A 24,684-nucleotide genomic window follows, 5' to 3' on the forward strand; every position below is an offset into this window, starting at 1 on the left:
CCAATGATTCTTTGCCCGACGCGGACCCCTTGTCGCGAGGTTTACCCGTTAGTAGCGTTCCGGATGCCGAAGAAGACGCACGGCCCGGAGAGCCTCCCCGAGGGGTGGCGGGCCGGGCGGCGGGCGGGCGCGCCCGGGGCAACCGGCTGTCCTGTGCGGCAGCGGCCGAAAGGGGGCGGGGACCGGTGACAGTGCGCAGGCCGGTGGCGTGGACCGTGGCGGTCGTGCTCTTCGCGGAGGCGGCCGGCGTCGCGGCGCTGAACTGGTTCCTCGGAGTCGTCGTCGACCGGCAGAACATGTCCCTGGCGGGTCTCGACCCGGACGCGATGTCCGTGTCGTCGAAGATCGGCGGTGTCGTCTTCGGGCTCTACTTCGCCCTCTGCGGGCTGGTCGCCCTGCTCGTGGCACTGCGCGACCGTCCGCCCGCGGGCCCCGGCCGGATCCTGCTGGTCAGCGCCGCCGTGGTGCACGGACTGCTCGGGGCCTTCACCTGGGGACTGGCAGGCCCGCGGGTCTTCCTGTCCATGGTCGTCGTGCTCGCCCTGATCGTGCTGCTGCTGGTGGCCTACGACGCGGGCGAGGAGCCCGCGGCAGGGCTCCCCGGGGACCGCGGGGGCGACGACGGCTCCCCGGTCAGCCCGCCGTCGGCGCCCACAACTCCGTGATGCCGACCCCGAGCTCGGCGAGCAGCCGGCGTACGAGGGGCAGGCTGATGCCGATCACGTTCCCGTGGTCGCCCTCGATGCCGTCGACGAACGGGGCCGAGCGGCCGTCCAGGGTGAAGGCCCCGGCGACGTACAGGGGCTCGCCGGAGGCCACGTAGGCCGCGATCTCCTCGTCGGTCGGCTCACCGAAGCGGACGACGGTGGAGGCGGTGGCCGAGACGTGGCGGCCGGAGGCGGTGTCCCAGATGCAGTGCCCGGTCTGGAGCGTGCCCGCCCGTCCGCGCATCGCCTTCCAGCGGGCGGTGGCCTCCTCGGCGTCCGCCGGCTTGCCGAGGGCCTGGCCGTCCAGGTCGAGCACCGAGTCGCAGCCGATCACCAGGGCGCCGTGCACCTCCGGCTTCGCGGCCACGACGGAGGCCTTGGCCTCGGCGAGGGCGAGGGCCAGCTCGGCGGGGGTGGGCGCGGTGACGGCGTCCTCGTCGACGCCGCTCACCAGCACCTCGGGGGCGAGCCCGGCCTGGCGGAGCAGGCCGAGCCGGGCCGGGGACTGGGAGGCGAGGACGAGTCGGCGGCGCGGCTGCTGGTCTGTCATGGGACCAGGGTATCGGCGGCGCCGGGGGCCGCCCGGGACGCCGGTGCCTCAGCTCGAGCCGATGACGATCATCGCGAGGACCATGGCCACCGCCAGGAAGACACTCAGCCGCCGCAGCATGTTCTGCATGTCGCGCAGTTCCTTGGGCGGCTCGTTCTCGGGGTCGGACCACAGCATGCCACCAGCGTGGGGCTCGGGCCCGGGGCGGCGCTTGAGTACGGGTACTTATTTGGGGCGCGGGGTTGCCGTGCTGTGCGGCGGTTCCTCGCGCCCCAGGGGCGTACGTCTCAGCCCGGCCAGTAGGTGCGGCCCCAGGACGCCGGACCCGGGTGGGGCAGCCGGTGGCCCGCGATGCGGGACGGGTCGGACCACGCGTCGCGCGTCCCCTCGGCGCCGGACGGCTCGGCGGCTGCCGTCGCGGCGCGGGCGCGGACCACCGCCAGAGCGGCGGCCAGCTCCTCCGGGGTGGGGTTGCCCCGTACGACCTTGATCACGTCAGGCTCCTTACAGGGGGATGTTGCCGTGCTTCTTCGGGGGAAGGGATTCCCGCTTCGTACGCAGCTGACGCAGGCCGCGGACGATGTGGCGCCGGGTGTCGGACGGCATGATGACCGCGTCGACGTAGCCGCGTTCGGCCGCGACGTAGGGGTTGAGGAGGGCGTCCTCGTACTCCTGGATCAGGCGGGCGCGGGTGGCCTCGGCGTCGTCACCCGCGTCGGCGATGGTGCGGCGGTGCAGGACGTTGACCGCGCCCTGGGCGCCCATGACGGCGATCTGGGCGGTGGGCCAGGCCAGGTTGAGGTCGGCGCCCAGGTGCTTGGAGCCCATGACGTCGTAGGCGCCGCCGAAGGCCTTGCGGGTGATGACCGTGATGAGCGGGACGGTGGCCTCGGCGTAGGCGTAGATCAGCTTGGCGCCGCGGCGGATGATGCCGTCGTGTTCCTGGTCGACGCCCGGCAGGAAGCCGGGGACGTCCACGAAGGTCAGGACGGGCACGTTGAAGGCGTCGCAGGTGCGGACGAAGCGGGCCGCCTTCTCGGACGCGGTGATGTCCAGGCACCCGGCGAACTGCATCGGCTGGTTGGCGACGACACCCACCGGGCGGCCCTCGACGCGGCCGAAGCCGGTGAGGATGTTCGGCGCGAACAGCGGCTGCGTCTCGAGGAACTCGGCGTCGTCGAGGACGTGCTCGATGACGGTGTGCATGTCGTACGGCTGGTTCGCCGAGTCCGGGACGAGCACGTCCAGCCCGGCGTCCTCGTCGGTGACGGCGAGGTCGGCCTCCTCGGGGAAGGCGGGCGGGTCGGAGAGGTTGTTGGACGGCAGGTACGACAGCAGCTGCTTGACGTACTCGACGGCGTCCTTCTCGTCGCCCGCCATGTGGTGGGCCACGCCGGAGGCGGTGTTGTGGGTGCGGGCGCCGCCCAGTTCCTCGAAGCCGACGTCCTCGCCGGTGACCGTCTTGATGACGTCCGGGCCGGTGATGAACATGTGCGAGGTCTGGTCGACCATGACCGTGAAGTCGGTGATCGCGGGGGAGTAGACCGCGCCGCCCGCGCACGGGCCGACGACCAGGCTGATCTGCGGGATGACGCCGGAGGCGTGGGTGTTGCGGCGGAAGATCTCGCCGTACGCGCCGAGCGAGGCCACGCCCTCCTGGATGCGGGCACCGCCGGAGTCGTTGATGCCGATGACCGGGCAGCCGGTCTTCAGCGCGAAGTCCATGACCTTGACGATCTTCTGGCCGTAGACCTCGCCCAGCGCCCCGCCGAAAACCGTGAAGTCCTGCGAGAAGACGGCGACGGGGCGGCCGTCGACGGTGCCGTAACCGGTGACGACGCCGTCGCCGTAGGGGCGGTTCGCGTCCAGGCCGAAGCTGGTGGAGCGGTGCCGGGCGAACTCGTCCAGTTCGACGAAGGATCCCTCGTCGAGCAGGAGACCGATGCGCTCACGGGCCGTCAGCTTGCCCTTGGCGTGCTGCTTCTCGACGGCGCGTGCGGAACCGGCGTGCGTCGCTTCCTCGATACGGCGCCTGAGATCCGCGAGCTTGCCCGCGGTCGTGTGGATGTCGGGCTGCTGCTCTTCCGGCTCGGACATCGGGATGCGGCTCCCTGCCTGCTCAAACGGGTGCGGACGGTTACTCATCCGTAGAGTAGTGGGGGGCCTTCCGATCGGCAGTGCGGTCTTTCCCACACCTATCGTGGCTTGCATGACGCCCCGAGATGCCTCTGACTCCCCCCGCAACCGGTGGTCCGACCTGGACCGGCCGCCCCTCAACACCACGGCCCTGCGCCGGGGGCTGGTACGGGAGGGCGGACTGTGGCGGCAGGTGGACGTGGTGCAGCGCACCGGCTCCACCAACTCCGACCTCGTGGCCCGCGCCGCCGAGGGGAAGCAGGCGGAAGGGGTCGTCCTCGTCGCCGAGGAGCAGACCGCCGCGCGGGGCCGGCTGGACCGGCAGTGGACGGCACCCGCCCGCTCCGGGCTCTTCTTCTCCGTACTGCTGCGGCCCGCCGAGGTGCCCGTGGCCCGCTGGGGCTGGCTGCCGCTGCTCACCGGTGTCGCGGTCGCGACCGCGCTGTCCCGGGCCGCCGGCGTCGACACGGCCCTGAAGTGGCCCAACGACCTGCTGGTGACGGTCGGCGACGAGGAACGCAAGGCGGGCGGCATCCTCGCCGAACGGGCCGGTGACGACGGGGTCGTCATCGGCGTCGGCATCAACGTCAGCCTGCGGGCGGACGAGCTCCCGGTGGCACGGGCCGGGTCGCTCGCGCTGGCCGGGGCCGTGAGCACCGACCGGGACCCCCTGCTGCGCGGGGTGCTGCGGTCGCTGGAGGACTGGTACGGGCGGTGGCGGGCGGCGGGGGGCGACCCGGCGGCCAGCGGACTGCAGGAGACGTACGCGGCGGGGTGCGCGACGCTCGGGCGGGTCGTGCGCGCGGAGCTCCCGGGGGAGCGGTCGCTCGTGGGGGAGGCGGTGGCCGTGGACGGCGACGGGAGGCTGGTCCTGGCCACGGAGGCGGGGATGCAGGAGCCGGTGGGGGCGGGGGACATCGTGCACCTGCGGCCGGCGTGAGCACGCCCGCCCGTGCGGCCCCCGTCGCACGGGAACCCGCAGGCTGCGGCCGCAGGCTCGTCGGGAGTGAGCTGGGGCACACCTGACGTAAAGTTGGGGCCGGTCGAACCTGACCGCAGCAGATCGGAAGGGCAGCAGGCGTGACCGTCGACGACACGGGCTCCGGCGCGGACGGGGACGGCCGGGTGGACCCCGAGCCCGGCCCGGGGTCCGCCGACTCCGGCGACTCCGGCGAGGACCCGCTCGCGCTGCGCCTCGAAGGGCTCATCCTGGGCGCCGAGCGCCGCTACACCCCCTTCCAGGCCGCCCGCAGCGCGGGCGTCTCCATGGAACTGGCCACCCGGTTCTGGCGGGCCATGGGCTTCGCCGACATCAACCAGGTCAAGGCGCTCACGGAGGCCGACGTCCTCGCCCTGCGGCGCCTGGCCGGCCTGGTGGAGGCGGGGCTGCTCAGCGAGGCCATGGCGGTGCAGGTGGCCCGGTCCACCGGGCAGACCACGGCCCGGTTGGCCGAGTGGCAGATCGACTCCTTCCTGGAGGGCCTGACCGAGCCTCCGGAGCCCGGGATGACGCGCACCGAGGTGACCTACCCCATCGTCGAGCTGCTCCTGCCCGAACTGCAGGAGTTCCTCGTCTACGTCTGGCGGCGCCAGCTCGCCGCCTCGGCCGGCCGGGTCGTCCAGGCCGGTGACGACGAGGAGATGGTGGACCGGCGTCTCGCGGTCGGCTTCGCGGACCTGGTCGGCTTCACCCGGCTGACCCGCCGGATGGAGGAGGAGGAACTCGGCGAGCTGGTCGAGGCCTTCGAGACCACTGCCGCCGACCTGGTGGCCGCACGCGGCGGACGGCTGATCAAGACCCTCGGCGACGAGGTGCTCTACGCCGCCGACGACGCCGGTACGGCGGCCGAGATCGCCCTGCGCCTCATCGAGACGATGGCGAACGACGAGACCATGCCGGAACTGCGCGTCGGCATAGCCTTCGGCACGGTGACCACCCGGATGGGCGATGTCTTCGGTACGACCGTCAACCTGGCCTCCCGGCTGACCTCGATAGCCCCCCGGGACGCCGTCCTCGTCGACGCCGCCTTCGCGGAGGAGCTGATCCGTACCCGGGACGCCCCGGCCTCGGAGGCAGCGGCGGCCGAGGAGGCCGCCGCGGCGGAGAAGGAGGGCGAGGAGCCGCCCGCGTACCGCTTCGCGCTCCAGCCGATGTGGCAGCGGCCGGTGCGCGGCCTCGGCGTGGTCGAGCCCTGGCTGCTCACGCGGCGGGGTGACGGCGGGGAGTCGTAGGGCGCCGCCGGAGCTGTCGGCCTCAGCAGTCAGCAGCGTCAGCCGTCAGCCGCAGCCGTCAGCCGCAGCCGTCAGCGGCAGCCGCAGCCGTCAGCCCGTCAGGCGCCAGCCGTCGGGCTTCTACCGTCGGCTGTCAGTCGCCGTCGAGCAGGTCCCGGTCCACGCACAGGCCGATGACCGGCACGCACAGGTCCGGGCTGCCGGGTTCCGGGGCGGGCGCGGGCGGCGTGCCGCGGGTCGGTGACGGGGCCGGCGTGGGGCGCGGCGCGGACGTACCGGACCGCGGTGGCTGCGGGGGCCGGGTTGGCTGTCCCGGCTGTGCCCGCTGTGGCGGCTGCGGAGTGAGGGGGGACCGGGCTCCCCGGCTCGGGTTCGGAGTGTCCGGGGCGGTCGTCGCGGAGGGGGGCACCGCCGACGGGCCGTTCGCGGAGGGCCCCGGCCCCGGGAGACCGCTCGGGCCGCCCATGGCCGAGGTCGCCGACGGACCCGCCCCGGGCGAACCGGCGGTGCTCGCCGCTGACGGTGTCGTCGTCCGGTCCGACGCGGCGCCCTGCGCCCCGCCCGCCTCTCCGCGTGGCCCGGCCTCGGCGCCGATCCCGCCCACGTCGCCGCCGGGCCCGGACACCAGGCGTACGAAGCTCAGGGTGCCGGCCGCCAGGGCGAGGCCGCCGACGGCGAGGAGCGCCTTGCGGGGGCGGGGCCTGCGGTGCCGGCCGCGGCGTCCCCACGGGTGCTGCGGATCCGCCGGTGTGCCGGTTGCACCGGTCGTACCGGTCGTGCCGGTCGTACCGGTTGTGCCGGTCGTCGTCATGATTCCTCCCCGGTGCGCACGCGCCCCCGCCGCGCCGTGGCGGAGCGAGGCTAGGCGCTCCCGCCTGCCGGGGTACGGCGGTCGGCGGGGATGTCACTCGAACGGGTGGGCGGCGCGAGGCGGCGGAGCGGGGTGGCACGCGGACGCGTCCGGCCTTCCGCCGCGCGGGCCCGCCTGCGATGATCGGGTGGTCGACTGTTAACACGCGTTAACCGGAGGGTGTCATGAGCGAGGAGCGGTTCGGAGAGTTCGTCCTGGTGCGGCGGCACGCGGACGGGCATGTCGCGGAGCTCGCGCTCGACCGGCCGAAGGCCATGAACGCCGTTTCCACCGCGATGGCCCGGTCCGTCGGGTCGGCGTGCGCGGCGCTGGGCGAGGACCGGGACGTACGGGTGGTGGTGCTGACCTCGACCCACGAGCGGGCGTTCTGTGTCGGGGCCGACCTGAAGGAGCGCAACTCCTTCTCCGACGCCGATCTGCTGCGGCAGCGGCCGGTGGCGCGGGCGGCGTACACCGCGGTGCTGGAGCTTCCGGTGCCGACGGTCGCGGCCGTGCACGGGTTCGCGCTGGGGGGCGGGTTCGAGCTGGCGCTGTCGTGCGACGTGATCGTGGCCGACTCCACGGCGGTGGTGGGGCTGCCCGAGGTGTCCGTCGGGGTGATTCCCGGCGGCGGCGGTACGCAGCTGCTGCCGAGGCGGGTGGGGGCGGCGCCCCCCGCCGAGCTGGTCTTCACGGCGCGGCGGGTGGAGGCCCGGGAAGCGCGTGAGCTGGGGCTCGTGGACCAGCTGGTCGACGAGGGGCGGGACCGGGCGGAGGCGCTGGACCTGGCGTCCCGGATGGCCGCGAACTCGCCCGTGGGGCTGCGGGCGGCCAAGCGCGCGCTGCGGCTCGGGCACGGGCTGGATCTGCGGGCCGGTCTGGAGGTCGAGGACGCGGCGTGGCGGGCGGTGGCGTTCTCGGGGGACCGGGCGGAGGGGGTGGCGGCGTTCAACGAGAAGCGGGCGCCGCGGTGGCCGGGGGAGTGAGGGCGCTCCGCGGCCGGGCGTCCGTGCCGGTGCCGTTGCCCGTATCGGTGCCGATGTCGGTGTCGGTGTCGGTATCCGTGTCGGTGTCGGTGTCGGCAGGGTGATCGTCCCCGTTCGCCCTGCTTGAGTCCCGTTCGGGCGTGAATCTCCCTAGCCTGGAGTGATGGGTGAGGACAGGCGGCTCGCGGCCGTCGTGGCGTTGGCGCAGGGCATGGCCGCCGCGCACAGCTCGCGTGACGCGTGGCGGGCGGCGGCCCTCGGCGCGTGCCTGGCGCTGGGCGGCAGCTTCGCCGCACTGTCGGTGTGGGAGCGCGAGCTGGGCCGCCTCCGGGTCCTGGTGAACGTCGGCCGGCTGGCCGAGGGCGAGGAGGAGTTCCCGGAGGACGAGTCCTACCCGGTGCACCAGTTCGCGGAGATCACCGAGTTCCTGCACGAGCGGTGGGCCGGCGGCGGTGAGCCCGACGCCTGGGTGGAGACGGCCGAGGGGCCCGCCGCCGGGCGTCCCGGATACGTCCATCAGCGCGTCGCCGCACTGCGCCGCCGGGGGCGCGGCTGCTGTGTGGTCGCGCCGATCGTGCTGCACGGCCGCGCCTGGGGCGAGCTGTACGTGGCCCGTCCGGTGGGGGAGCGGGTCTTCGGGCGGGCCGACGCCGACTTCGCCACCGTGCTGGCGTCGGTCGTCGCCGCCGGGATCGCGCAGACCGAGCGGCTTGAGGAGGTCCGGCGCCTCGCGTTCACCGACGCCCTCACGGGGCTGGCCAACCGCCGTGCCGTCGACTCCGCCCTGGACGAGGCCGTCGAGCGGCACCGCGAGGAGGACGTCGTCGTCAGTCTCGCCGTATGCGACCTGAACGGCCTCAAGCGAGTGAACGACACGCACGGGCACGCCGTCGGCGACCGGCTCCTGGAGCGTTTCGGGTCGGTGCTGTCGCTGTGCGGGGCGATGCTGCCGGGGGCGCTCGCGGCGCGGCTCGGCGGTGACGAGTTCTGCCTCCTGGCGGTCGGGCCGCCCGCCGACGAGGTGGTCAAGGCGGCCGAGGAGCTGTGCCGCCGGGCGGCCGAACTGGAGCTCGGTGACGGCGTGGCCTGCGGGGTCGCGTCCACGGAGGACCCCGTGGGGCCCGTTCGTTCCGCCCGCCGGCTGTTCCGGCTCGCCGACGCCGCCCAGTACCGCGCCAAGGCCGAACGGTCGGCCGGACCGGTCGTCGCCGGCCGCGAGGGACCCGACGACCCCGTCGTGCGGCTCGCGGACGAGCCGTCCCGGGAGGAGGACGGGGAGCGCAGGCGCTTCCGCGGGCGGCACTCACCGTAGGGCCGGCGCCGGTAAGGGGTGAAACGGGGGCCCGCTGGTGACGTACCTCCCTCGTGACATCATCGAATTCAGTGCGTACGCTCCTGAATATGGATATGCACAGTGTGGTGGTGGGGACCTCCGGGGTCACGGCGTCCGACGTCCTCGCCGTGGCGCGCGCCGGCGCCCGGGTCGAGCTCTCCGACGACGCGGTGGCCGCCCTGGCCGCGGCCCGCGGGATCGTGGACGCGCTGGCCGCCAAGCCGGACCCCGTGTACGGCGTGAGCACCGGTTTCGGCGCCCTGGCGACCCGGCACATCAGCCCGGACCTGCGGGCCCAGTTGCAGCGCAACATCGTCCGCTCGCACGCCGCAGGGATGGGGCCGCGGGTCGAGCGCGAGGTGGTCCGCGCGCTGATGTTCCTGCGGCTGAAGACCGTCTGCTCCGGGCGCACCGGCGTCCGCCCCGAGGTCGCGCAGACCATGGCGGACGTGCTGAACGCCGGGATCACCCCGGTCGTGCACGAGTACGGCTCCCTCGGCTGCTCCGGTGACCTCGCCCCGCTGTCGCACTGCGCGCTGACCCTCATGGGCGAGGGGGACGCGGAGGGCCCCGACGGCACCGTACGGCCGGCCGGCGAACTGCTCGCCGAGCACGGGATCACCCCCGTCGAGCTGCGCGAGAAGGAGGGCCTCGCCCTCCTCAACGGCACCGACGGCATGCTCGGCATGCTGGTCATGGCCCTCGCCGACCTCGACACCCTCTACAAGTCCGCAGACATCACCGCCGCGCTGACCATGGAGGCCCTGCTCGGCACCGACCGCGTACTCGCCCCCGAGCTGCACGCCATCCGCCCGCACCCCGGGCAGGCCGCCAGCGCCGCCAACATGCTCGCCGTACTCAAGGGCTCCGGCCTGACCGGGCACCACCAGGACGACGCCCCCCGCGTCCAGGACGCCTACTCGGTGCGCTGCGCCCCGCAGGTCGCCGGCGCCGGACGCGACACCATGGCCCACGCCGGCCTGGTCGCCGAGCGCGAGCTGGCGGCGGCCGTGGACAACCCGGTCGTCCTGCCTGGGGGTACCTCCCAGGCTTTCGGCACTGGGGGAGGGCGGGTGGAGTCGAACGGCAACTTCCACGGCGCCCCGGTCGCCTACGTCCTCGACTTCCTCGCCGTCGCCGTCGCGGACCTCGGCTCCATCGCCGAGCGGCGCACCGACCGGCTGCTGGACAAGAACCGCAGCCACGGCCTGCCGCCGTTCCTCGCCGACGACGCCGGCGTCGACTCCGGCCTCATGATCGCCCAGTACACGCAGGCCGCCCTGGTCAGCGAGTTGAAGCGGCTGGCCGTACCCGCCTCGGCGGACTCGATCCCGTCCTCCGCGATGCAGGAGGACCACGTGTCGATGGGCTGGTCGGCGGCGCGCAAGCTGCGCACGGCCGTCGACAACCTCACGCGCGTGATCGCCGTCGAGCTGTACGCCGCCACGCGCGCGCTCCAGCTCCGCGAGGGTCTCACCCCGGCCCCGGCCTCGCGGGCCGTCATCGACGCCGTACGGGCGGCCGGTGTCGAGGGTCCCGGGCCGGACCGCTACCTGGCGCCCGACCTCGCGGCGGCGGACGCGTTCGTGCGCGCCGGGCACCTGGTCGCGGCGGCGGAGACGGTCACCGGGCCGCTGCGCTAGCGGAACCGGCGCAGCACGCGGGGCCCCGTCGGGATGACTGACGGGGCCCTACCGCACTGCCTGGCACTGCCTGGCACTGCCTCTGAGCAGTCGACGTCCTCGCCAGGTCAAAAAACCCAAAAGAACGTCAAGGACTGTCAAAGGCCGAGACGTTCCCGGCGCACCGAATACCCGACGAAGCCGACCCCGAGACCGAGGCACAGCGCACCGCCGACGACGTACGGCGTGCTGTCGAAGCTTCCGGTGTCGGCCAGGCGGGTCGTGCCCTCACCGGTGACCGCCGTGTCCGTGGACGCGACTCTGGCCTGCTCGGTGACCTGCGGGGACGGGCTCGTGAACGCGGAATTGAGCACGGGTGTGTCGGGGGTCGCGTTCGCGGACGGGACGAACCACATGGCGCACAGCAGGCCGCCTGCGGCGGCGGCGGTCAGCAACGGGCGGCGAGCGGATGACACGGAATATCGATCCCCTTGTGGCGCTGGCGAATTGGCCGTGTGGGCAGATGTTAGTGAAAGTCGCGGGTCACAGGAAAGTCACGGGAGCGGCCGGCCTTACGCTCCGGGCATGAGCACTCCAGAGACATCACGATTTGTACGGATCCGTGTCGATCTCGTCCTCGAGGTCGACGACGAGGAGGCCGTCACCGGGGCCGCCCTCCAGTCGCTCACCGACGACGCCGACCTGTCCGACGCGGAACGGACCCACGCCGAGCGCGCTGTGACGGAGGACACCGCCGAGGCGCTGGCCCATCTCGTGGATCCGTTCGACCTGGTCAGCCAGGTGCCCGGAGTCGACCTCCAGCAGGCCTCCTGGAGCAGCGAGCTGATCGACTACGACCCCGATTCGCCCGAATGGGACCTCGGCGAGGAAGATGGCGACGAGAACGACCCGGAAGACGATGAGATGACGGTCGGCTGACGCAGTGTGGGGAAATACGTGACCCCGGGCGGCAACCACCGCCCGGGGTTTCGTCGTCTCACGGGGCGCGCCGACCGGCCCCCGCATCGCCCCTCTTCTTCGGTGAACGTGGTATGCCCCACACATGCGAGCGATGTGGAACGGGACGAACCGGTCGTAGCGTTGGAAGTTCTTGACGGGGAATCTCGGGGTTTCCGGAATCGGCAACGATGGAGAAACGTGTGATGACGGACGGTAAGCGGCGCAAGGGCCTGGTGGCCGCGTCCGCACTGCTCGGCGGTGTGCTGGTGCTCACGGCATGTTCCAGTAGCGACGCCGACACCTCCGGGGGTGGGGACGGCAAGACCTCGCAGGCCGAGGCCGACAAGGCGGCGGCCAAGAAGGCGTCCGAGGCCCAGATCAAGATCACGCCAAAGGACAACTCGGACAACGCCTCCATCAACAACTCCGCGGGCGTCACGGTGAGCAAGGGCACGCTCACCGAGGTGAAGATGACCGCCAACGACGGCACCGTGGTCAGCGGCGAGATATCCGCCGACAAGACCAGCTGGAAGCCCAGCGGCCAGCTGGAGCGGGCCACCACCTACAAGGTGACGGCGACCGCGACGGACTCGGAGGGCCGCGCCGCCCACGAGAACGCCTCGTTCACCACGGTCTCCCAGAAGAACAGCTTCATCGGCACCTTCACCCCGGACGACGGCACCACCGTCGGCGTCGGCATGCCCGTGTCGATCAACTTCGACAAGGAGATCACCGACAAGGCCGCCGTCCAGAAGGGCATCACGGTCAACACCACCAGCGGCCAGGAAGTCTCCTGCCACTGGTTCAGCACCCAGCGCATGGACTGCCGCCCCCAGGACTACTGGCAGGAGGGCGCGACCGTCACCCTCAAGCTGGCGCTCGACGGGGTCGAGGGCGCCGAGGGCGTCTACGGCGTCCAGCAGAAGTCGGTCACCTTCAAGATCGGCCGCAACCAGGTCTCGTACGTCGACGCGAAGACCAAGCAGATGAAGGTCACGCAGGACGGCAAGACCGTCAAGACCATCCCGATCTCCGCCGGCTCCCCCGAGAACAAGACCTACGAAGGTCAGATGGTGATCTCCGAGAAGTTCAAGGAGACCCGGATGAACGGCGCGACCGTCGGCTTCACCGACGACGACGGCGAGGGCGAGTACGACATCAAGGACGTGCCCCACGCCATGCGCCTGAGCACCTCCGGCACCTTCATCCACGGCAACTACTGGGGCAAGGGCATCTTCGGCAAGGCCAACACCAGCCACGGCTGCGTGGGCCTGGCCGACACCCAGGGCGCCGACGACCCGAACACGCCGGGCGCCTGGTTCTACGACAACTCCATCGTCGGTGACGTGGTCGTCGTCCAGAACACCGGCGACAAGACCATCGCCCCGGACAACGGCCTCAACGGCTGGAACATGGACTGGGCCCAGTGGAAGGCGGGTTCGGCGGTCTGACGCCGAACGCACCACGCCGCACGGCGACTTCGCACCGTCCGACGCCCGTCGCCCCGTACCGGGGTGGCGGGCGTCCGGCGTTCAACCCCCTTGACGCGTCGCGGAGTTCGCGCGAACACATCACGGAGTTCGCGCGAACACGTAACGCCGGGCGGCGGTCTCGTAACAGTTGGCAGGCGGTTTCCCGACCGTCCCCGCCGCCGCCGCTTCCGCCCTTGAGCGGTTGATCTCCCCTCGACATACTCCGAGTTCCGGGGGAGCACACGCGTGCGAGACCACCCCCGGCCGGGTGAACGGGGAATTCTCCCGGTACTTCCGCAAGGGGGAACGTTGCGCAGACAAGTGAAAAGGGCCCGCGCGGCCACGGTCGCCACGGCGGCCGCCGCGGCCCTCGCGGCGGGCATGACCAGCCCGGCCGCGGCGGACGGGGCACGGACGGCGGACGGGGACCGTACGGCGGCGCCCGCCCGCGCCGCGGCGGCGCCGGCCGGTGCCGCACAGGCCGCCGCCGGCACCGTCAGGAACCGCGTCACACTGATCACCGGCGACCGGGTCGCCGTCGACGCCAAGGGCCGCGTCGTCGGTCTGGAGCGGGCCGAGGGCCGCGAGCACATACCCGTCCAGATCCGCAGGGCCGGCGGGCACACCCTCGTCGTCCCGGCCGACGCCGCCCGCCTGGTCGCCACCGGCAGACTGGACCGGCGCCTCTTCGACATCACCGAACTGAACAAGGCGACGACCCGGAAGGCCCAGCGGAACGGCCTGAAGGTCATCGTCGGCTACCGGGGCGGCGCCAAGGCCACCAAGGCCGACGTCCGCGACGCGGGCACCCTCCGCCGCTCCCTGACCTCCCTGAACGCCGACGCCGTACAGACCCCGCACGAGGACGCGCCCGAGCTGTGGGACGCGGTCACCGACGGCGGGAAGACCGCCTCCGGCATCGCGCACGTCTGGCTCGACGGCGTCCGCAGGGCCAGCCTCGACCGGTCCGTCCCGCAGATCGGCACCCCCGAGGCATGGGCCGCCGGCTACGACGGCAAGGGCGTGAAGATCGCCGTACTGGACACCGGCGTCGACGCCACCCACCCCGACCTGAAGAACCAGGTCGTCGCGTCCAAGAACTTCTCCCTCTCGCCCGACGCCACCGACCGGCACGGCCACGGCACCCACGTCGCCTCCACCGCCGCCGGCACCGGCGCCGGCACCGGCGCGAAGGGGGGCGCCGCGTACAAGGGCGTGGCCCCCGGCGCCAAGCTGCTCAACGGCAAGGTGCTCGACGACGACGGCTTCGGTGACGACTCCGGCATCCTCGCCGGCATGGAGTGGGCGGCCGCGCAGGGCGCCGACGTCGTCAACCTCAGCCTCGGCGGCGGCGACACCCCGGAGATCGACCCGCTGGAAGCCGAGGTCAACCGGCTCTCCGAGGAGAAGGGCATCCTCTTCGCCATCGCCGCCGGCAACGACGGTGAACTCGGCGACCGCACCGTCGGCTCCCCGGGCAGCGCCGCCGCCGCACTGACCGTCGGCGCGGTCGACGACGGGGACGAGCTCGCCTCCTTCTCCAGCACCGGCCCCGGCCTCGACGGCGCGATCAAGCCCGACGTGACCGCCCCGGGCGTCGACATCACCGCCGCCTCCGCGAAGGACAGCGTCCTCGCCCGCGAGGAGGGCGAGAAGCCCGCCGGATACGTCACCATCTCCGGTACGTCGATGGCGACCCCGCACGTCGCGGGCGCCGCGGCCCTCCTCAAGCAGCAGCACCCCGACTGGACGTACGCCGAGCTGAAGGGCGCGCTGACGGGATCGGCGAAGGGCGGCGCGTACACGCCCTTCCAGCAGGGTTCGGGCCGCGTCCAGGTCGACCGAGCGATCGGGCAGACCGTGATCGCCGAGCCGGTGTCGGCCGCCTTCGGCACCCAGCAGTGGCCGCACACCGACGACAAGCCGGTCACCAAGCAGCTGACGTACCGCAACCTCGGCACCGAGGACGTCACGCTCAGGCTGACGTCGACCGCGACCGACCCCAGGGGCGAGGCGGCCCCCGCGGGCTTCTTCGAGCTGGGCGCCACCTCGGTCACCGTCCCGGCGGGCGGCAGGGCCTCCGTGGCCCTCACCGCCGACACCCGGCTCGGCGGCACCGTCGACGGCACCTACTCCGCGTACGTCACGGCGGACGGCGGCGGGCAGACCGTCCGCACCGCCGCCGCCGTACACCGCGAGGTGGAGACGCACGAGGTCACCCTGAAGGTCATCGGCCGCGACGGAAAACCGACCCCGAACTACGAGATCGACCTGGCCGGCACCTCCGGCCTCGGCAAGGACCTCTGGGTCACTCCGTACGAGGCCGACGGCACCGTCACCGTCCGCGTGCCCAAGGGCGGTTACATCCTCAACTCCGCGATCCGCGTGAGCGACGACCCGGGGACCTGGAAGGGCGCCGACTGGCTCGCCCAGCCGAAACTGGACGTCACCGGGAACACCACCGTCACCCTGGACGCGCGCACCGCGAAGCCGGTGAACATCACCGTCCCGGACAAGGCCGCGAAGCCCGAACTCGCCGCCGTCGACTTCACGGTGGAGACGGGCGACGGCCACTACGGCTTCGGCTGGTGGCTGGACACCTACGAGGGCCTGCGCACCAGGCACCTCGGCCCGCGGATCACCGACGGCTCGCTCAGCCAGCAGTGGGACGGCCACTGGAGCAAGAGCGCCACGGAGCAGTACGACCTGGTCGCCGGCGGCAGGACCGAACAGCTCGCCACCGGCCACACCCGGCACTACAAGGCGGGCGAGCTGGCCACCCTCAAGGCCGGCCTCGGCGCCTCCGCGAGCGGGAAGAAGGGCGCGGTCTCCGCGGTCGGCTGGCTGCCCGGCGGCTTCGGCGGCTCCTCGATCGGCATCGAGCAGCCCCTGCCCGGCATCCGCACCCTGCACCTGTCCACCGGGGGCGGCGTGACGTGGAACCTCGGCTTCGAGCAGTACGGCGGCCGGGACGCCGAGGGCTTCCCGACCGTCGAGGCCGGCTACACGCTCGGAACGCCCCAGCGCTACAAGGCGGGCAAGAGCTACACGGCGACCTTCAACACGGCCGTCTTCGGTCCGCGCCTCACCTCGGACGTCGGCCTCTACCGCGACGGCGACACCATCACCGGCGCCCTCCCGCTCTTCGCCGACGGCAAGGGTCACGCGGGCTCCTCGGCCTTCACCTCGGTCGCCACCACGCTCTACCGCAACGGCACCAAGGTCGGCTCCCACCAGGACCCGCTCTTCGGCGAGGACGGGTTCGAGGTCCCCTCCGGTGACGCCCGGTACCGGCTGACGACGTCGGTCAAGCGGTCCGCGGAGGTCGCCGCGGCCTCCAGCCGCATCGACGCGAGCTGGACGTTCCGCTCCGAGCAGACGGCCGAACTCACCAAGCTGCCCGCCTCCACCGCCCGCTTCGCAGCGGCCACCGGCCTGGACAGCAGGGTCACGGCAGGCAAGCGGGTCACCGTCCCGGTCACCGTCGAGGGCGCCGCCGCGGGCCGCAACCTCAAGTCCCTCACCGTGCACCTGTCCTACGACCACGGCAAGACCTGGAAGAAGGCCACGGTCAAGAAGGGCAAGGTCACCGTCAGGAACCCGGCGAAGGGGAAGTCCGTCTCCTTCCGTGCCACGATCACCGACAAGAAGCAGAACGAGTCGGTGATCACGATCTACGACGCGTACCACGGCAGGTAGGCCGCGCCACGCGAACGGCCTGGCCGGAGCCGACGGCCCCGGCCGGGCCGCTGTGCCGCCGCCGCGTGCGGCACCGCACCGCGTTTCCCTCGCCGACCTCCTGGGCGATCCCGCACGAGTCGCTGCCGCTCGACCCGGGCGTGCCGCAGGGGGAGACGGCCGGACAGTCCGTCTGGACCGCTCGACCGGACAGTTCGTCTGGACCGCTCGACCGGATCGCTCCACCGGATCGCGGGGCTCGCCGAGCGGCGTCGGATCACTCCGCGCATCGTGCCGCGGAGCTCACGGCGTGAGCGAGGCCGCCGCGTCCGTCCCCCAGCTCGCCAGCAGCCGCAGCGCCTCAGCCGACGGGGAGCCCGGCTCGGCGTGGTACGTGACGAAGGCCTGCTCGTCGTCGTCGACCAGGCGGAACGTCTCGAAGGACAGCGTCAGGTCACCGACCAGCGGGTGCCGCATCCGCTTGACGCCGTAGCTCTTCTCCTTGACGTCGTGCGTGGCCCACAGCCGCCGGAACTCCTCGCTCTTCACGGAGAGTTCGCCGACCAGCGCGGACAGCCGGGGGTCGTCCGGGTGCCGGCCCGCGTCCATGCGCAGGAAGCTGACCATGTCGGACGCCTTCTGGTCCCAGTCCACGAACAGGTCGCGGTAGTCCGGGTTCAGGAAGACCAGCCGCGCCCAGTTCCGCTCCTCGGCCGGCAGCTTGCCCCAGTCACCGAAGAGGGCCGCCGCCATCCGGTTCCAGGCGAGGATCTCCGAGCGCCGGCCCGACACGTACGCCGGCACGGTCTCGATCGAGTCCAGCAGCTGGAGCAGCGCCACCCGGACCGGCTGCTGCGCCCGCGCACCCGCCGACCGCCGGCGCTGCTGCTTCGGTTTCGCCAGATGCGTCAGGTGCGCCTGCTCGGCGTCGGTCAGCCGGAGCGCGCGGGCGATCGCGTCCAGGACCTCCGCCGAGACGTTCCGGCCGTTGCCCTGCTCCAGGCGTGTGTAGTACGCCACCGACACCCCGGCCAGCTGCGCCAGCTCCTCCCGGCGCAGCCCCGGCACGCGGCGGTGCCGCCCGAACGACGGCAGCCCCACGTCCTCCGGCTTCAGCCGGGCCCGCCGGGTGCGAAGGAACTCGCTCAGTTCGGCACGCCGGTCCAGCTGTCCATCCATACCCTCCAGTATCGCCGGTCGTATTCCCGGTCGTACGCCCCGGAGCCTGTCCCCGTCGGTGGTACGCACGCTGGTCGTAGGCAAAGCCGTGGTCTGGGTGGATGTCCGGATCGGAGGCAGGCTGGAGGCCATACCCACACCGCTGTCACGAGATTCCCGGAGAACCCTGCATGACCACTGTCGCCGCATACGCCGCGCCCGCCGCCAAGGCCCCGCTGGAGCGGACCACCATCGAGCGGCGCGAGGTGCGCGAGCACGACGTCCTGATCGACATCAAGTTCGCCGGCATCTGCCACTCGGACATCCACCAGGTACAGGAGGGCTGGGGCGAGGCCATCTTCCCGATGGTCCCCGGCCACGAGATCGCCGGCATCGTCTCCGAGGTCGGCCCCGGCGTCACCAAGTACGCCGTCGGCGACCGGGTGGGCGTCGGCTGCATGGTCGACTCCTGCGGAGAGTGCGACAACTGCGAGGCCGGCCAGGAGCAGTACTGCGCCAGCGGCAACATCGGCACCTACAACGCCGTGGGCAAGGACGGGGAGCCGACCTACGGCGGCTACTCCGAGAAGATCGTCGTCGACGAGAACTTCGTCCTCGGCATCCCCGAGGGCATCGCGCTGGACGAGGCCGCGCCCCTGCTGTGCGCCGGCATCACCACGTACTCCCCGCTCCGGCACTGGAACGCCGGCCCCGGCAAGAAGGTCGCCGTCGTCGGCATGGGCGGCCTCGGCCACATGGGCGTCAAGCTCGCGCACGCCATGGGCGCCGAGGTGACCGTGCTGTCGCAGTCGCTGCGCAAGAGGGACGACGGCCTGAAGCTGGGCGCCGACCACTACTACGCCACCAGCGACCCGGCCACCTTCGAGCAGCTGGCGGGCACCTTCGACCTGATCGTCTCGACGGTCTCGGCCCCGCTCGACTTCGGCGCCTACCTGGGCCTGCTGAAGACGGACGGCGCCCTGGTGAACGTCGGCGCCCCCGAGGAGCCGGTCTCCCTCAACCTGTTCACGCTGCTCGGCGGCCGCAAGACCCTCGCCGGGTCCATGATCGGCGGCATCCGGGAGACCCAGGAGATGCTGGACTTCTGCGCCGAGCACGGCATCGGCGCGGAGATCGAGCTGATCGCCGCGTCCGAGGTCAACAAGGCGTACGAGCGGGTCCTGGCGAGCGACGTGCGGTACCGCTTCGTGATCGACACGGCGACGATCTGAGCCGTCCCCTCGGCTGTCGCACGGTCGCGACGCCCCGGGCCCTACCGCCGTGGACACACAGGGCGGACGCCCGGACGGGCAGGCACCAGGAGACAGGAACCTGCCCGTCCGGGCGCCAGGACCCGGCGCTCCCGCCCCATGTCGATGCGAAGCTTGGTGACGGCTCCGGGCTCTGGCATCATGGCGGTCAAATGGAACCCTGTCCCGCTTGACGATACGGAACAGTGTCCCGTTTGATGATCCCGGGTGGCGGAGGAAACGACGTGGTGCAGGAGCAGGACGGCGACGAGGCCACGGCGCACGCGGCCCGGCCCCGGCGGGCGGACGCACGGCGCAACCAGAAGACCCTGCTGGACGCGGCCGCCGCGGTCTTCGTCGAGTCGGGCGTCGAGGCGCCGGTACGCGACATCGCGGCCCGGGCCGGCGTCGGAACGGCCACGATCTACCGCCACTTCCCGACGCGGGCGGACCTCATCATCGGCGTCTACCGGCACCAGGTGGAGTCCTGCGCCGAGGCCGGCCCGGCGCTCCTGGCGAGCAGTCCGACCCCGTACGCCGCACTGGGCGGGTGGATCGACCTCTTCGTCGACTTCCTGGTCACCAAGCACGGACTCGCCGCCGTCCTGCAGTCCGACAACGCCGGCTTCGAGACGCTGCACGCGTACTTCCTCGACCGCCTCGTGCCCGTGTGCACCCAGCTCCTCGACGCCGCGACCGCCTCCGGCGAGATCCGGTCCGACCTGTCCGCCTACGAGCTCATGCGCGGCGTCGGCAACCTCTGCATCGGCGCGGAGAACGATCCCCGCTACGACGCGCGCCGCCTGGTCGGGCTCCTCGTCGCGGGGCTGCGCCGGCCGGAATGACCCGGGGCCGCACGGCGCGACCTCGCGTCACCCCGCCCCGCAGCGGCTGCGGAGGAGTTCCACACCGTCGCCCTCGAGGTCGTCGCAGTACGTCGCGCGCCCGGTCATGGCCATCACCAGCGCCAGCGTGGGCCCGGACACGAGAGGCCCGGAGCCGGTCGTGAACGGGCCGTCGTCCGCGACGAGCCGCAGGCCGCCTATGCGTCCCTTGGCGACGACCACGAGGTCCGTGCCCCGGTAGTACTCGGCCACCTGCGTGACGACCTCGATCGGACGGTCGCGGCGGATGCCCAGCGGGCGCCGGATGTCCTCCCCGTGCACGATCGTCTCGCCCAGCATGGCGATGGCGGGCAGGGGAGGCTTGGTCGTGCTCGGGACGATGCGCCGGAAACGTTCGAGGGTTTCGCCCGGGGTCGCGCCGAGGTGCTCGGACAGCCGCATGGCCACCTGCTTGTCGAAGTCGAACCGGCAGCGGATCACACCCGCCAGCCAGCGCACGGTGGTGAGACTGGCGCCCGCGGTCAGGTGCGCCAGAACCTGCCGTACCGTCAAACCGGTGCACAACGACGGCACGGCCCACCGCTCGTCCGCCAGATCCGCGAGATCCGCCGCCAGCGCCGCTCGCTCGGTGTGGATCAAGGGCCAGACCTCAGTGGCGCGGTTCCGGTCTGTCGTCGGTTCCGGATCAGTCACGGGGATGGTCTCCTGTCGATGGCCGTGGTCCGCGTCGTCCCGGTCGGAACGGACGGGATGGACGGGATGGACGCCCGGCAGGGGCGCCCCCGGGCAAGACTCCCGCTCCGGAGCTAAGTCATCGCCCGTGCGTGATCTTTCCTCCGGCACCCGGAGTCTTCTCCCCGGCACCCGAGCCCGGAACGCACGCCCCACCGGGTTCGGGCGGCTCGGGCACGTACGGAATCGGCCGGGACCCTCGCGCGTTGGGGAGGGAGAGGGTGTGGACGCCGATGGTGTGCGAGCCGAGTAGCCCGAGTGACCGAGCTGACAGATATGGGAGGGCCGCAATGGCTACGCAGACGCAGAGGGCCGTACTGGCGGGCGGATGCTTCTGGGGGATGGAGGAGCTGATCCGCCGGCTCCCGGGGGTTACGGCGACCCGGGTCGGATACACCGGGGGTGACGTGCCGAACGCGACGTACCGGGACCACGGCACGCACGCGGAGGCCATCGAGATCCTCTTCGACCCCGAGGAGACCGACTTCCGCGCGATCCTGGAGTTCTTCTTCCAGATCCACGACCCGAGCACCAAGAACCGCCAGGGCAACGACATCGGCCTCAGCTACCGCTCGGCGATCTACTACGTGGACGACGAGCAGAAGCGGATCGCCGAGGACACGATCGCGGACGTGGACGCCTCCGGGCTGTGGCCGGGCAAGGTCGTCACCGAGGTGGAGCCGGTCGGCCCCTTCTGGGAGGCCGAGCCCGAGCACCAGGATTACCTGCAGCGCTACCCCGAGGGCTACACCTGCCACTTCCCGCGCCCGGGATGGCGGCTGCCCGCGCGCACCGAGGGCTGACCGCGAGACGGCCCGGCGGGATTCCGCCGGGCCGCCGGGCGGAGGGCCGGGCCGTCAGCGTGGCAGCGTCGCCGGGCTGCCGCCGTTCGCCTCGTACCCCGCCACGGCCAGGGCGCGGTAGACGGCGAACTCCGCCGCCGGGTCGGCGGACAGGGTCCAGGGCAGGGCGCCGACGTGACCGTCGATGAGTATCAGCTGGTTCATGGCCTCGGCCCAGCGCTCGCCGCGGACCAGGAAGAAGACCAGCAGGTGGCGGACGTGCGCCTGCATCGGGTCGTCGGGACGGGCCGAGTGGACCGCGTGCAGGGCGCCGTGCACCGCCTTGGTGACGACCTCGCTCTGGTAGAAGCCGCTGACCAGGTTGACCTCGGGCAGGTGCTCGAAGACCGCGAAGAGCGGCATCGCCGCGAGGAGGGAGCCCTGCGGGGCGCGGGCCGCCGCCGCCTCCGCGAAGGAGTACGCCAGGTCGCGGGAGCCGTGCCACTTCTCGCACCAGTAGTGCAGGGCCGCCAGGTGCGCGCCCATGTGGTTGGGGGCGCGGTCGAGGATCTTCAGCCAGAGCTGTTCGAAGTCCTCGCGCGGGTAGCCGAGACCGCGGGCCACCGAGAGCTCGACGATGTACGGGACCGGGTCACCGGGGGCGAGCAGCGCCGCCTCCGCGCAGGCCGCCTTCGCCTCCTCCATGATGATCCGGAAGTCGTCCGTGCCCGGCGTCGCCGTCCGCCACGCCTGCTGCACCAGGAACTCGGCGTGCACGGCCGCGCCGCCCGCGTCCTTGGGCGCCTCCGCCCGCCACACCCGCAGCCACTGCCCGCCCGGCGTTTCCCCGACGCCGCCGGGCCGCTGCGCCAGCTCCAGCGACGCGGCGCCCGCGAAGGCCTGCACGCGCTGCCAGCGCCGCTCGCCCGCCGCCTCCGTGCCGGCCAGGAGCTGCTGGGCTCCCCGGTAGTCCTGCGTGCGCTGCACCAGGTCGAGGACGTCGAGCAGGTCCTGGTCGGGGCCGGGCATGCGGATGTCCAGCTCCTCCTCGCGGGCGAAGCCGTAGTTCGCGGGGTCCGCCGCGTCCGGGTGGCCGGCGGGTACCAGGCCGACCGCGCTCCGTCGGCGCCGCAGAACGGGAAGCAGCACGAAGGCCAGCATGACCAGTGCTATCAGGACCCAGAGAATCTCCATGTCTCAAGCGAACCAGACGGCGCCGACAATTGGCCAACCTGTGCCGCGGTCCTGTGGAGAACGCGCGGAGTCGTCCGCGCCGCTACCCTCGGTGCTCATGAGCGACAGGCACATCAGTCAGCACTTCGAGACGCTCGCGATTCACGCGGGCAACACCGCCGACCCCCTGACGGGCGCGGTGGTCCCGCCGATCTACCAGGTGTCGACGTACAAGCAGGACGGCGTCGGCGGACTGCGCGGCGGTTACGAGTACAGCCGCAGCGCCAACCCGACCCGTACGGCCCTGGAGGAGAACCTCGCCGCCCTGGAGGGCGGCCGTCGCGGCCTCGCGTTCGCGTCCGGACTGGCGGCCGAGGACTGCCTGTTGCGTACGCTGCTGCGCCCCGGCGACCACGTGGTGATCCCGAACGACGCGTACGGCGGCACCTTCCGGCTCTTCGCCAAGGTCGCCACCCGGTGGGGCGTGGAGTGGTCCGTGGCCGACACCAGCGACCCCGCCGCCGTGCGGGCCGCGCTGACGCCGAAGACCAGGGCCGTGTGGGTGGAGACGCCCTCCAACCCGCTGCTCGGCATCACCGACATCGCCGCCGTCGCCCAGGTCGCCCGGGACGCCGGCGCCCGGCTCGTCGTCGACAACACCTTCGCCACGCCGTACCTCCAGCAGCCGCTGGCGCTCGGCGCCGACGTCGTCGTGCACTCCCTGACCAAGTACATGGGCGGTCACTCGGACGTCGTCGGCGGCGCGCTGATCGTGAACGACCAGGAGCTGGGGGAGGAGCTGGCGTTCCACCAGAACGCGATGGGCGCGGTCGCCGGGCCCTTCGACTCCTGGCTGGTGCTGCGCGGCACCAAGACGCTCGCCGTGCGCATGGACCGGCACAGCGAGAACGCCGGCAAGGTCGCCGAGATGCTCTCCCGGCACGCGCGCGTGACGGACGTGCTGTACCCGGGCCTCCCGGAGCACCCGGGGCACGAGGTCGCCGCCAAGCAGATGAAGGCCTTCGGCGGCATGGTGTCGTTCCGCGTCGCGGGCGGCGAGCAGGCGGCTGTCGAGGTCTGCAACCGCGCGAAGGTGTTCACGCTCGGTGAGTCCCTGGGCGGCGTCGAGTCGCTGATCGAGCATCCCGGCCGGATGACGCACGCCTCCGCCGCCGGTTCGGCCCTGGAGGTGCCCGCCGACCTGGTGCGTCTGTCGGTCGGCATCGAGAACGTCGACGACCTGCTCGCGGACCTCCAGCAGGCCCTGGGCCAGTAGGAAGGGCTCACCAGCCGTCCCAGCCCGTCACGGGTGGGGTCGTCTCCGACGGCGGCTCCACCCAGGGCTGGACGGTCACCGCCCACACCGTGAACGCCACCGCCGCGGCGCACAGCACCAGCCACATCAGGCGGCGGGCGGCGGTCCTGCGCCGCAGCATGCGACCGCCGCGGCGCACCGCGTCCGCGTACATCTCGGGCGGCACCCGGGGCGGCGACTGCTCCATGATCCGCCGTACGGCGGCCTCTCGCTGGGGGCGGTTCACCGGCGTCCCCCGGTGCGCCACGCGCGCGTGCCGGTCGTCGTGCCGGTCGTCGTGCCGGTCGTCGTGCCGGACGCCGTGCCCGTCATGGTGTCGCCGCCTTCGTCTTCGCCGTCTTCGCCGTCTTCGTCTTCGCGGCCGCCGGCGGGCCGGAGGGCCCCGAGGGCGGGTGCAGAAGGGTGGCCGTCGCCCGGTCGCAGATCGTCCGTACGCGTTCCACGGGCAGGCCCAGCAGGGCGGCGGCCTGCTCCTCGGCGACCCCCTCGTACAGCCTGAGCACCAGGATCAGGCGTTCCTGCGGGGCGAGCCCGCCCAAGGTGCCGGCGGGGCGCCGACGGGCCCGGCCGAGGCCGCCGCCGTACCGGTGCCAGGCCTCGCGGGCGAAGCGGGTGGCCAGGTACTGCCGGGCCCGGTCGTACGGGTCCTCCCCGTGCAGCCGGTCCCAGTACGCGTACGTGTGGGCGAGGGACAGGCCCAGCAGGCGTCGCGCGCGCGGGTTGTCGCCCGCCGGTTCGGCCGTGAGCAGGGTGGCGGCATGCAGCAGCCGGCCTGCCGCGCCCGCGACGAACGCCTCGAACTCCCGGTCCCGGCGGGCACTCTGGGACGCTTGCCGTTCTCGCACCGCGCCTCCCGACCGGACGGCGACGACCCCTGGGGTCTCATATCAGGCCAGGGGCGGC

Annotated in this window: 24 protein-coding genes; 13 read left to right on the forward strand and 11 right to left on the reverse strand. The window is 72.6% G+C overall.

The window, feature by feature from the left end; genetic code table 11:
• Positions 1 to 185: 185 nt before the first annotated feature.
• Entirely contained in the window at positions 186 to 665 is a 480-nt protein-coding gene (locus ACZ7G3_RS02245; RefSeq protein WP_470922876.1) for a hypothetical protein, read from the forward strand.
• Here ACZ7G3_RS02245 and ACZ7G3_RS02250 read toward each other — a convergent pair.
• From ACZ7G3_RS02250 to ACZ7G3_RS02265, 4 genes are all read right to left on the reverse strand, one after another.
• Positions 634 to 1,257 (reverse strand): Maf family protein, encoded by a 624-nt coding sequence (locus ACZ7G3_RS02250; protein ID WP_426597062.1) that lies wholly within the window; start codon positions 1,255 to 1,257, stop codon positions 634 to 636. The genes ACZ7G3_RS02245 and ACZ7G3_RS02250 overlap by 32 nt on opposite strands.
• Before the next feature lie 48 nt (positions 1,258 to 1,305).
• Positions 1,306 to 1,434: a morphogenic membrane protein MmpB gene (mmpB, locus tag ACZ7G3_RS02255; RefSeq protein WP_426597061.1), complete on the reverse strand. Its 129-nt coding sequence runs from the start codon at positions 1,432 to 1,434 to the stop codon at positions 1,306 to 1,308.
• A gap of 110 nt (positions 1,435 to 1,544) precedes the next feature.
• Positions 1,545 to 1,751 (reverse strand): acyl-CoA carboxylase epsilon subunit, encoded by a 207-nt coding sequence (locus ACZ7G3_RS02260; protein WP_470922877.1) that lies wholly within the window; start codon positions 1,749 to 1,751, stop codon positions 1,545 to 1,547.
• Positions 1,752 to 1,761: 10 nt separating this feature from the next.
• Positions 1,762 to 3,354: an acyl-CoA carboxylase subunit beta gene (locus ACZ7G3_RS02265; RefSeq protein WP_470922878.1), complete on the reverse strand. Its 1,593-nt coding sequence runs from the start codon at positions 3,352 to 3,354 to the stop codon at positions 1,762 to 1,764.
• A 112-nt stretch (positions 3,355 to 3,466) separates the two neighbouring features.
• On the opposite strand from ACZ7G3_RS02265, the gene ACZ7G3_RS02270 reads away from it, so the two are divergent.
• Positions 3,467 to 4,333, forward strand: a complete 867-nt coding sequence (locus tag ACZ7G3_RS02270) for a biotin--[acetyl-CoA-carboxylase] ligase (protein ID WP_470922879.1) — start codon at positions 3,467 to 3,469, stop codon at positions 4,331 to 4,333.
• A gap of 140 nt (positions 4,334 to 4,473) precedes the next feature.
• The gene (locus tag ACZ7G3_RS02275) at positions 4,474 to 5,625 is read left to right on the forward strand and encodes an adenylate/guanylate cyclase domain-containing protein (RefSeq protein WP_470922880.1); all 1,152 of its coding nucleotides are present in this window, start codon (positions 4,474 to 4,476) and stop codon (positions 5,623 to 5,625) included.
• Positions 5,626 to 5,758: 133 nt separating this feature from the next.
• Here ACZ7G3_RS02275 and ACZ7G3_RS02280 read toward each other — a convergent pair whose 3' ends face one another.
• Entirely contained in the window at positions 5,759 to 6,436 is a 678-nt protein-coding gene (locus tag ACZ7G3_RS02280; RefSeq protein ID WP_470922881.1) for a hypothetical protein, read from the reverse strand.
• A 224-nt stretch (positions 6,437 to 6,660) separates the two neighbouring features.
• On the opposite strand from ACZ7G3_RS02280, the gene ACZ7G3_RS02285 reads away from it, so the two are divergent.
• The 3 genes from ACZ7G3_RS02285 to hutH all read left to right on the forward strand — a co-directional run bounded on the left by ACZ7G3_RS02285 (position 6,661) and on the right by hutH (position 10,437).
• Complete coding sequence (locus ACZ7G3_RS02285) at positions 6,661 to 7,461, forward strand: enoyl-CoA hydratase/isomerase family protein (RefSeq protein ID WP_470922882.1); 801 nt, start codon at positions 6,661 to 6,663, stop codon at positions 7,459 to 7,461.
• Positions 7,462 to 7,624: 163 nt separating this feature from the next.
• On the forward strand, positions 7,625 to 8,773 hold the full coding sequence (locus ACZ7G3_RS02290) for a GGDEF domain-containing protein (protein ID WP_470922883.1): 1,149 nt from the start codon (positions 7,625 to 7,627) through the stop codon (positions 8,771 to 8,773).
• A gap of 95 nt (positions 8,774 to 8,868) precedes the next feature.
• The gene (gene hutH, locus ACZ7G3_RS02295; RefSeq protein ID WP_470923184.1) at positions 8,869 to 10,437 is read left to right on the forward strand and encodes a histidine ammonia-lyase; all 1,569 of its coding nucleotides are present in this window, start codon (positions 8,869 to 8,871) and stop codon (positions 10,435 to 10,437) included.
• Positions 10,438 to 10,574: 137 nt separating this feature from the next.
• On the opposite strand, the gene ACZ7G3_RS02300 is transcribed toward hutH, so the two are convergent.
• Complete coding sequence (locus ACZ7G3_RS02300) at positions 10,575 to 10,892, reverse strand: hypothetical protein (protein WP_470922884.1); 318 nt, start codon at positions 10,890 to 10,892, stop codon at positions 10,575 to 10,577.
• A 109-nt stretch (positions 10,893 to 11,001) separates the two neighbouring features.
• On the opposite strand from ACZ7G3_RS02300, the gene ACZ7G3_RS02305 reads away from it, so the two are divergent.
• The 3 genes from ACZ7G3_RS02305 (at position 11,002) to ACZ7G3_RS02315 (ending at position 16,547) form a co-directional block, all read left to right on the forward strand.
• Complete coding sequence (locus ACZ7G3_RS02305; protein ID WP_470922885.1) at positions 11,002 to 11,355, forward strand: hypothetical protein; 354 nt, start codon at positions 11,002 to 11,004, stop codon at positions 11,353 to 11,355.
• Between the two features lie 224 nt (positions 11,356 to 11,579).
• Complete coding sequence (locus ACZ7G3_RS02310) at positions 11,580 to 12,827, forward strand: L,D-transpeptidase (protein ID WP_426597052.1); 1,248 nt, start codon at positions 11,580 to 11,582, stop codon at positions 12,825 to 12,827.
• A gap of 330 nt (positions 12,828 to 13,157) precedes the next feature.
• Positions 13,158 to 16,547, forward strand: a complete 3,390-nt coding sequence (locus ACZ7G3_RS02315; protein WP_470922886.1) for a S8 family peptidase — start codon at positions 13,158 to 13,160, stop codon at positions 16,545 to 16,547.
• A gap of 282 nt (positions 16,548 to 16,829) precedes the next feature.
• Here the strand turns inward: ACZ7G3_RS02315 and ACZ7G3_RS02320 are convergent, their stop codons facing one another.
• Positions 16,830 to 17,705 carry a helix-turn-helix domain-containing protein gene (locus tag ACZ7G3_RS02320; protein WP_426597050.1) on the reverse strand — a complete coding sequence of 292 codons (876 nt, stop codon included), beginning with the start codon at positions 17,703 to 17,705 and terminating at the stop codon, positions 16,830 to 16,832.
• Positions 17,706 to 17,875: 170 nt separating this feature from the next.
• Between ACZ7G3_RS02320 and ACZ7G3_RS02325 the strand changes: the two genes are divergently transcribed.
• A complete protein-coding gene (locus ACZ7G3_RS02325) occupies positions 17,876 to 18,916 on the forward strand; it encodes an NAD(P)-dependent alcohol dehydrogenase (RefSeq protein ID WP_426597049.1) in 1,041 nt (346 codons plus the stop codon).
• Between the two features lie 263 nt (positions 18,917 to 19,179).
• Positions 19,180 to 19,779 (forward strand): TetR/AcrR family transcriptional regulator, encoded by a 600-nt coding sequence (locus ACZ7G3_RS02330; RefSeq protein WP_426597048.1) that lies wholly within the window; start codon positions 19,180 to 19,182, stop codon positions 19,777 to 19,779.
• Between the two features lie 27 nt (positions 19,780 to 19,806).
• Here ACZ7G3_RS02330 and ACZ7G3_RS02335 read toward each other — a convergent pair whose 3' ends face one another.
• Positions 19,807 to 20,472 (reverse strand): maleylpyruvate isomerase family mycothiol-dependent enzyme, encoded by a 666-nt coding sequence (locus ACZ7G3_RS02335; protein WP_470922887.1) that lies wholly within the window; start codon positions 20,470 to 20,472, stop codon positions 19,807 to 19,809.
• 329 nt (positions 20,473 to 20,801) lie between these two features.
• On the opposite strand from ACZ7G3_RS02335, the gene msrA reads away from it, so the two are divergent.
• Positions 20,802 to 21,314 (forward strand): peptide-methionine (S)-S-oxide reductase MsrA, encoded by a 513-nt coding sequence (msrA, locus tag ACZ7G3_RS02340; protein ID WP_470922888.1) that lies wholly within the window; start codon positions 20,802 to 20,804, stop codon positions 21,312 to 21,314.
• Positions 21,315 to 21,368: 54 nt separating this feature from the next.
• Here msrA and ACZ7G3_RS02345 read toward each other — a convergent pair whose 3' ends face one another.
• Positions 21,369 to 22,487, reverse strand: a complete 1,119-nt coding sequence (locus ACZ7G3_RS02345) for a hypothetical protein (protein ID WP_470922889.1) — start codon at positions 22,485 to 22,487, stop codon at positions 21,369 to 21,371.
• A gap of 97 nt (positions 22,488 to 22,584) precedes the next feature.
• Here ACZ7G3_RS02345 and ACZ7G3_RS02350 point away from each other — a divergent pair, with 97 nt between their 5' ends.
• Positions 22,585 to 23,742 carry a cystathionine gamma-synthase gene (locus tag ACZ7G3_RS02350; RefSeq protein ID WP_470922890.1) on the forward strand — a complete coding sequence of 386 codons (1,158 nt, stop codon included), beginning with the start codon at positions 22,585 to 22,587 and terminating at the stop codon, positions 23,740 to 23,742.
• Between the two features lie 7 nt (positions 23,743 to 23,749).
• On the opposite strand, the gene ACZ7G3_RS02355 is transcribed toward ACZ7G3_RS02350, so the two are convergent.
• Both ACZ7G3_RS02355 and ACZ7G3_RS02360 read right to left on the reverse strand, forming a co-directional pair.
• Positions 23,750 to 24,007: a hypothetical protein gene (locus ACZ7G3_RS02355; RefSeq protein WP_426597043.1), complete on the reverse strand. Its 258-nt coding sequence runs from the start codon at positions 24,005 to 24,007 to the stop codon at positions 23,750 to 23,752.
• An 82-nt stretch (positions 24,008 to 24,089) separates the two neighbouring features.
• Entirely contained in the window at positions 24,090 to 24,626 is a 537-nt protein-coding gene (locus tag ACZ7G3_RS02360; RefSeq protein WP_470922891.1) for a sigma factor-like helix-turn-helix DNA-binding protein, read from the reverse strand.
• Between the last annotated feature and the right edge of the window lie 58 nt (positions 24,627 to 24,684).

The sequence above is a fragment of the Streptomyces sp. NPDC037271 genome (assembly GCF_055603605.1).

Excerpts from the sequence above, each read along its gene's own strand:
- ACZ7G3_RS02345 (WP_470922889.1), bottom strand. The coding sequence starts at position 22,487 with ATGGAGATTCTCTGGGTCCTGATAGCACTGGTCATGCTGGCCTTCGTG.
- ACZ7G3_RS02320 (WP_426597050.1), bottom strand. The coding sequence starts at position 17,705 with ATGGATGGACAGCTGGACCGGCGTGCCGAACTGAGCGAGTTCCTTCGC.
- ACZ7G3_RS02270 (WP_470922879.1), top strand. The coding sequence starts at position 3,467 with ATGACGCCCCGAGATGCCTCTGACTCCCCCCGCAACCGGTGGTCCGAC.
- ACZ7G3_RS02305 (WP_470922885.1), top strand. The coding sequence starts at position 11,002 with ATGAGCACTCCAGAGACATCACGATTTGTACGGATCCGTGTCGATCTC.
- ACZ7G3_RS02325 (WP_426597049.1), top strand. The coding sequence starts at position 17,876 with ATGACCACTGTCGCCGCATACGCCGCGCCCGCCGCCAAGGCCCCGCTG.
- hutH (WP_470923184.1), top strand. The coding sequence starts at position 8,869 with ATGCACAGTGTGGTGGTGGGGACCTCCGGGGTCACGGCGTCCGACGTC.
- ACZ7G3_RS02290 (WP_470922883.1), top strand. The coding sequence starts at position 7,625 with ATGGGTGAGGACAGGCGGCTCGCGGCCGTCGTGGCGTTGGCGCAGGGC.
- ACZ7G3_RS02350 (WP_470922890.1), top strand. The coding sequence starts at position 22,585 with ATGAGCGACAGGCACATCAGTCAGCACTTCGAGACGCTCGCGATTCAC.
- mmpB (WP_426597061.1), bottom strand. The coding sequence starts at position 1,434 with ATGCTGTGGTCCGACCCCGAGAACGAGCCGCCCAAGGAACTGCGCGAC.
- ACZ7G3_RS02285 (WP_470922882.1), top strand. The coding sequence starts at position 6,661 with ATGAGCGAGGAGCGGTTCGGAGAGTTCGTCCTGGTGCGGCGGCACGCG.
- ACZ7G3_RS02280 (WP_470922881.1), bottom strand. The coding sequence starts at position 6,436 with ATGACGACGACCGGCACAACCGGTACGACCGGCACGACCGGTACGACC.
- ACZ7G3_RS02250 (WP_426597062.1), bottom strand. The coding sequence starts at position 1,257 with ATGACAGACCAGCAGCCGCGCCGCCGACTCGTCCTCGCCTCCCAGTCC.
- ACZ7G3_RS02265 (WP_470922878.1), bottom strand. The coding sequence starts at position 3,354 with ATGTCCGAGCCGGAAGAGCAGCAGCCCGACATCCACACGACCGCGGGC.
- ACZ7G3_RS02310 (WP_426597052.1), top strand. The coding sequence starts at position 11,580 with ATGACGGACGGTAAGCGGCGCAAGGGCCTGGTGGCCGCGTCCGCACTG.
- msrA (WP_470922888.1), top strand. The coding sequence starts at position 20,802 with ATGGCTACGCAGACGCAGAGGGCCGTACTGGCGGGCGGATGCTTCTGG.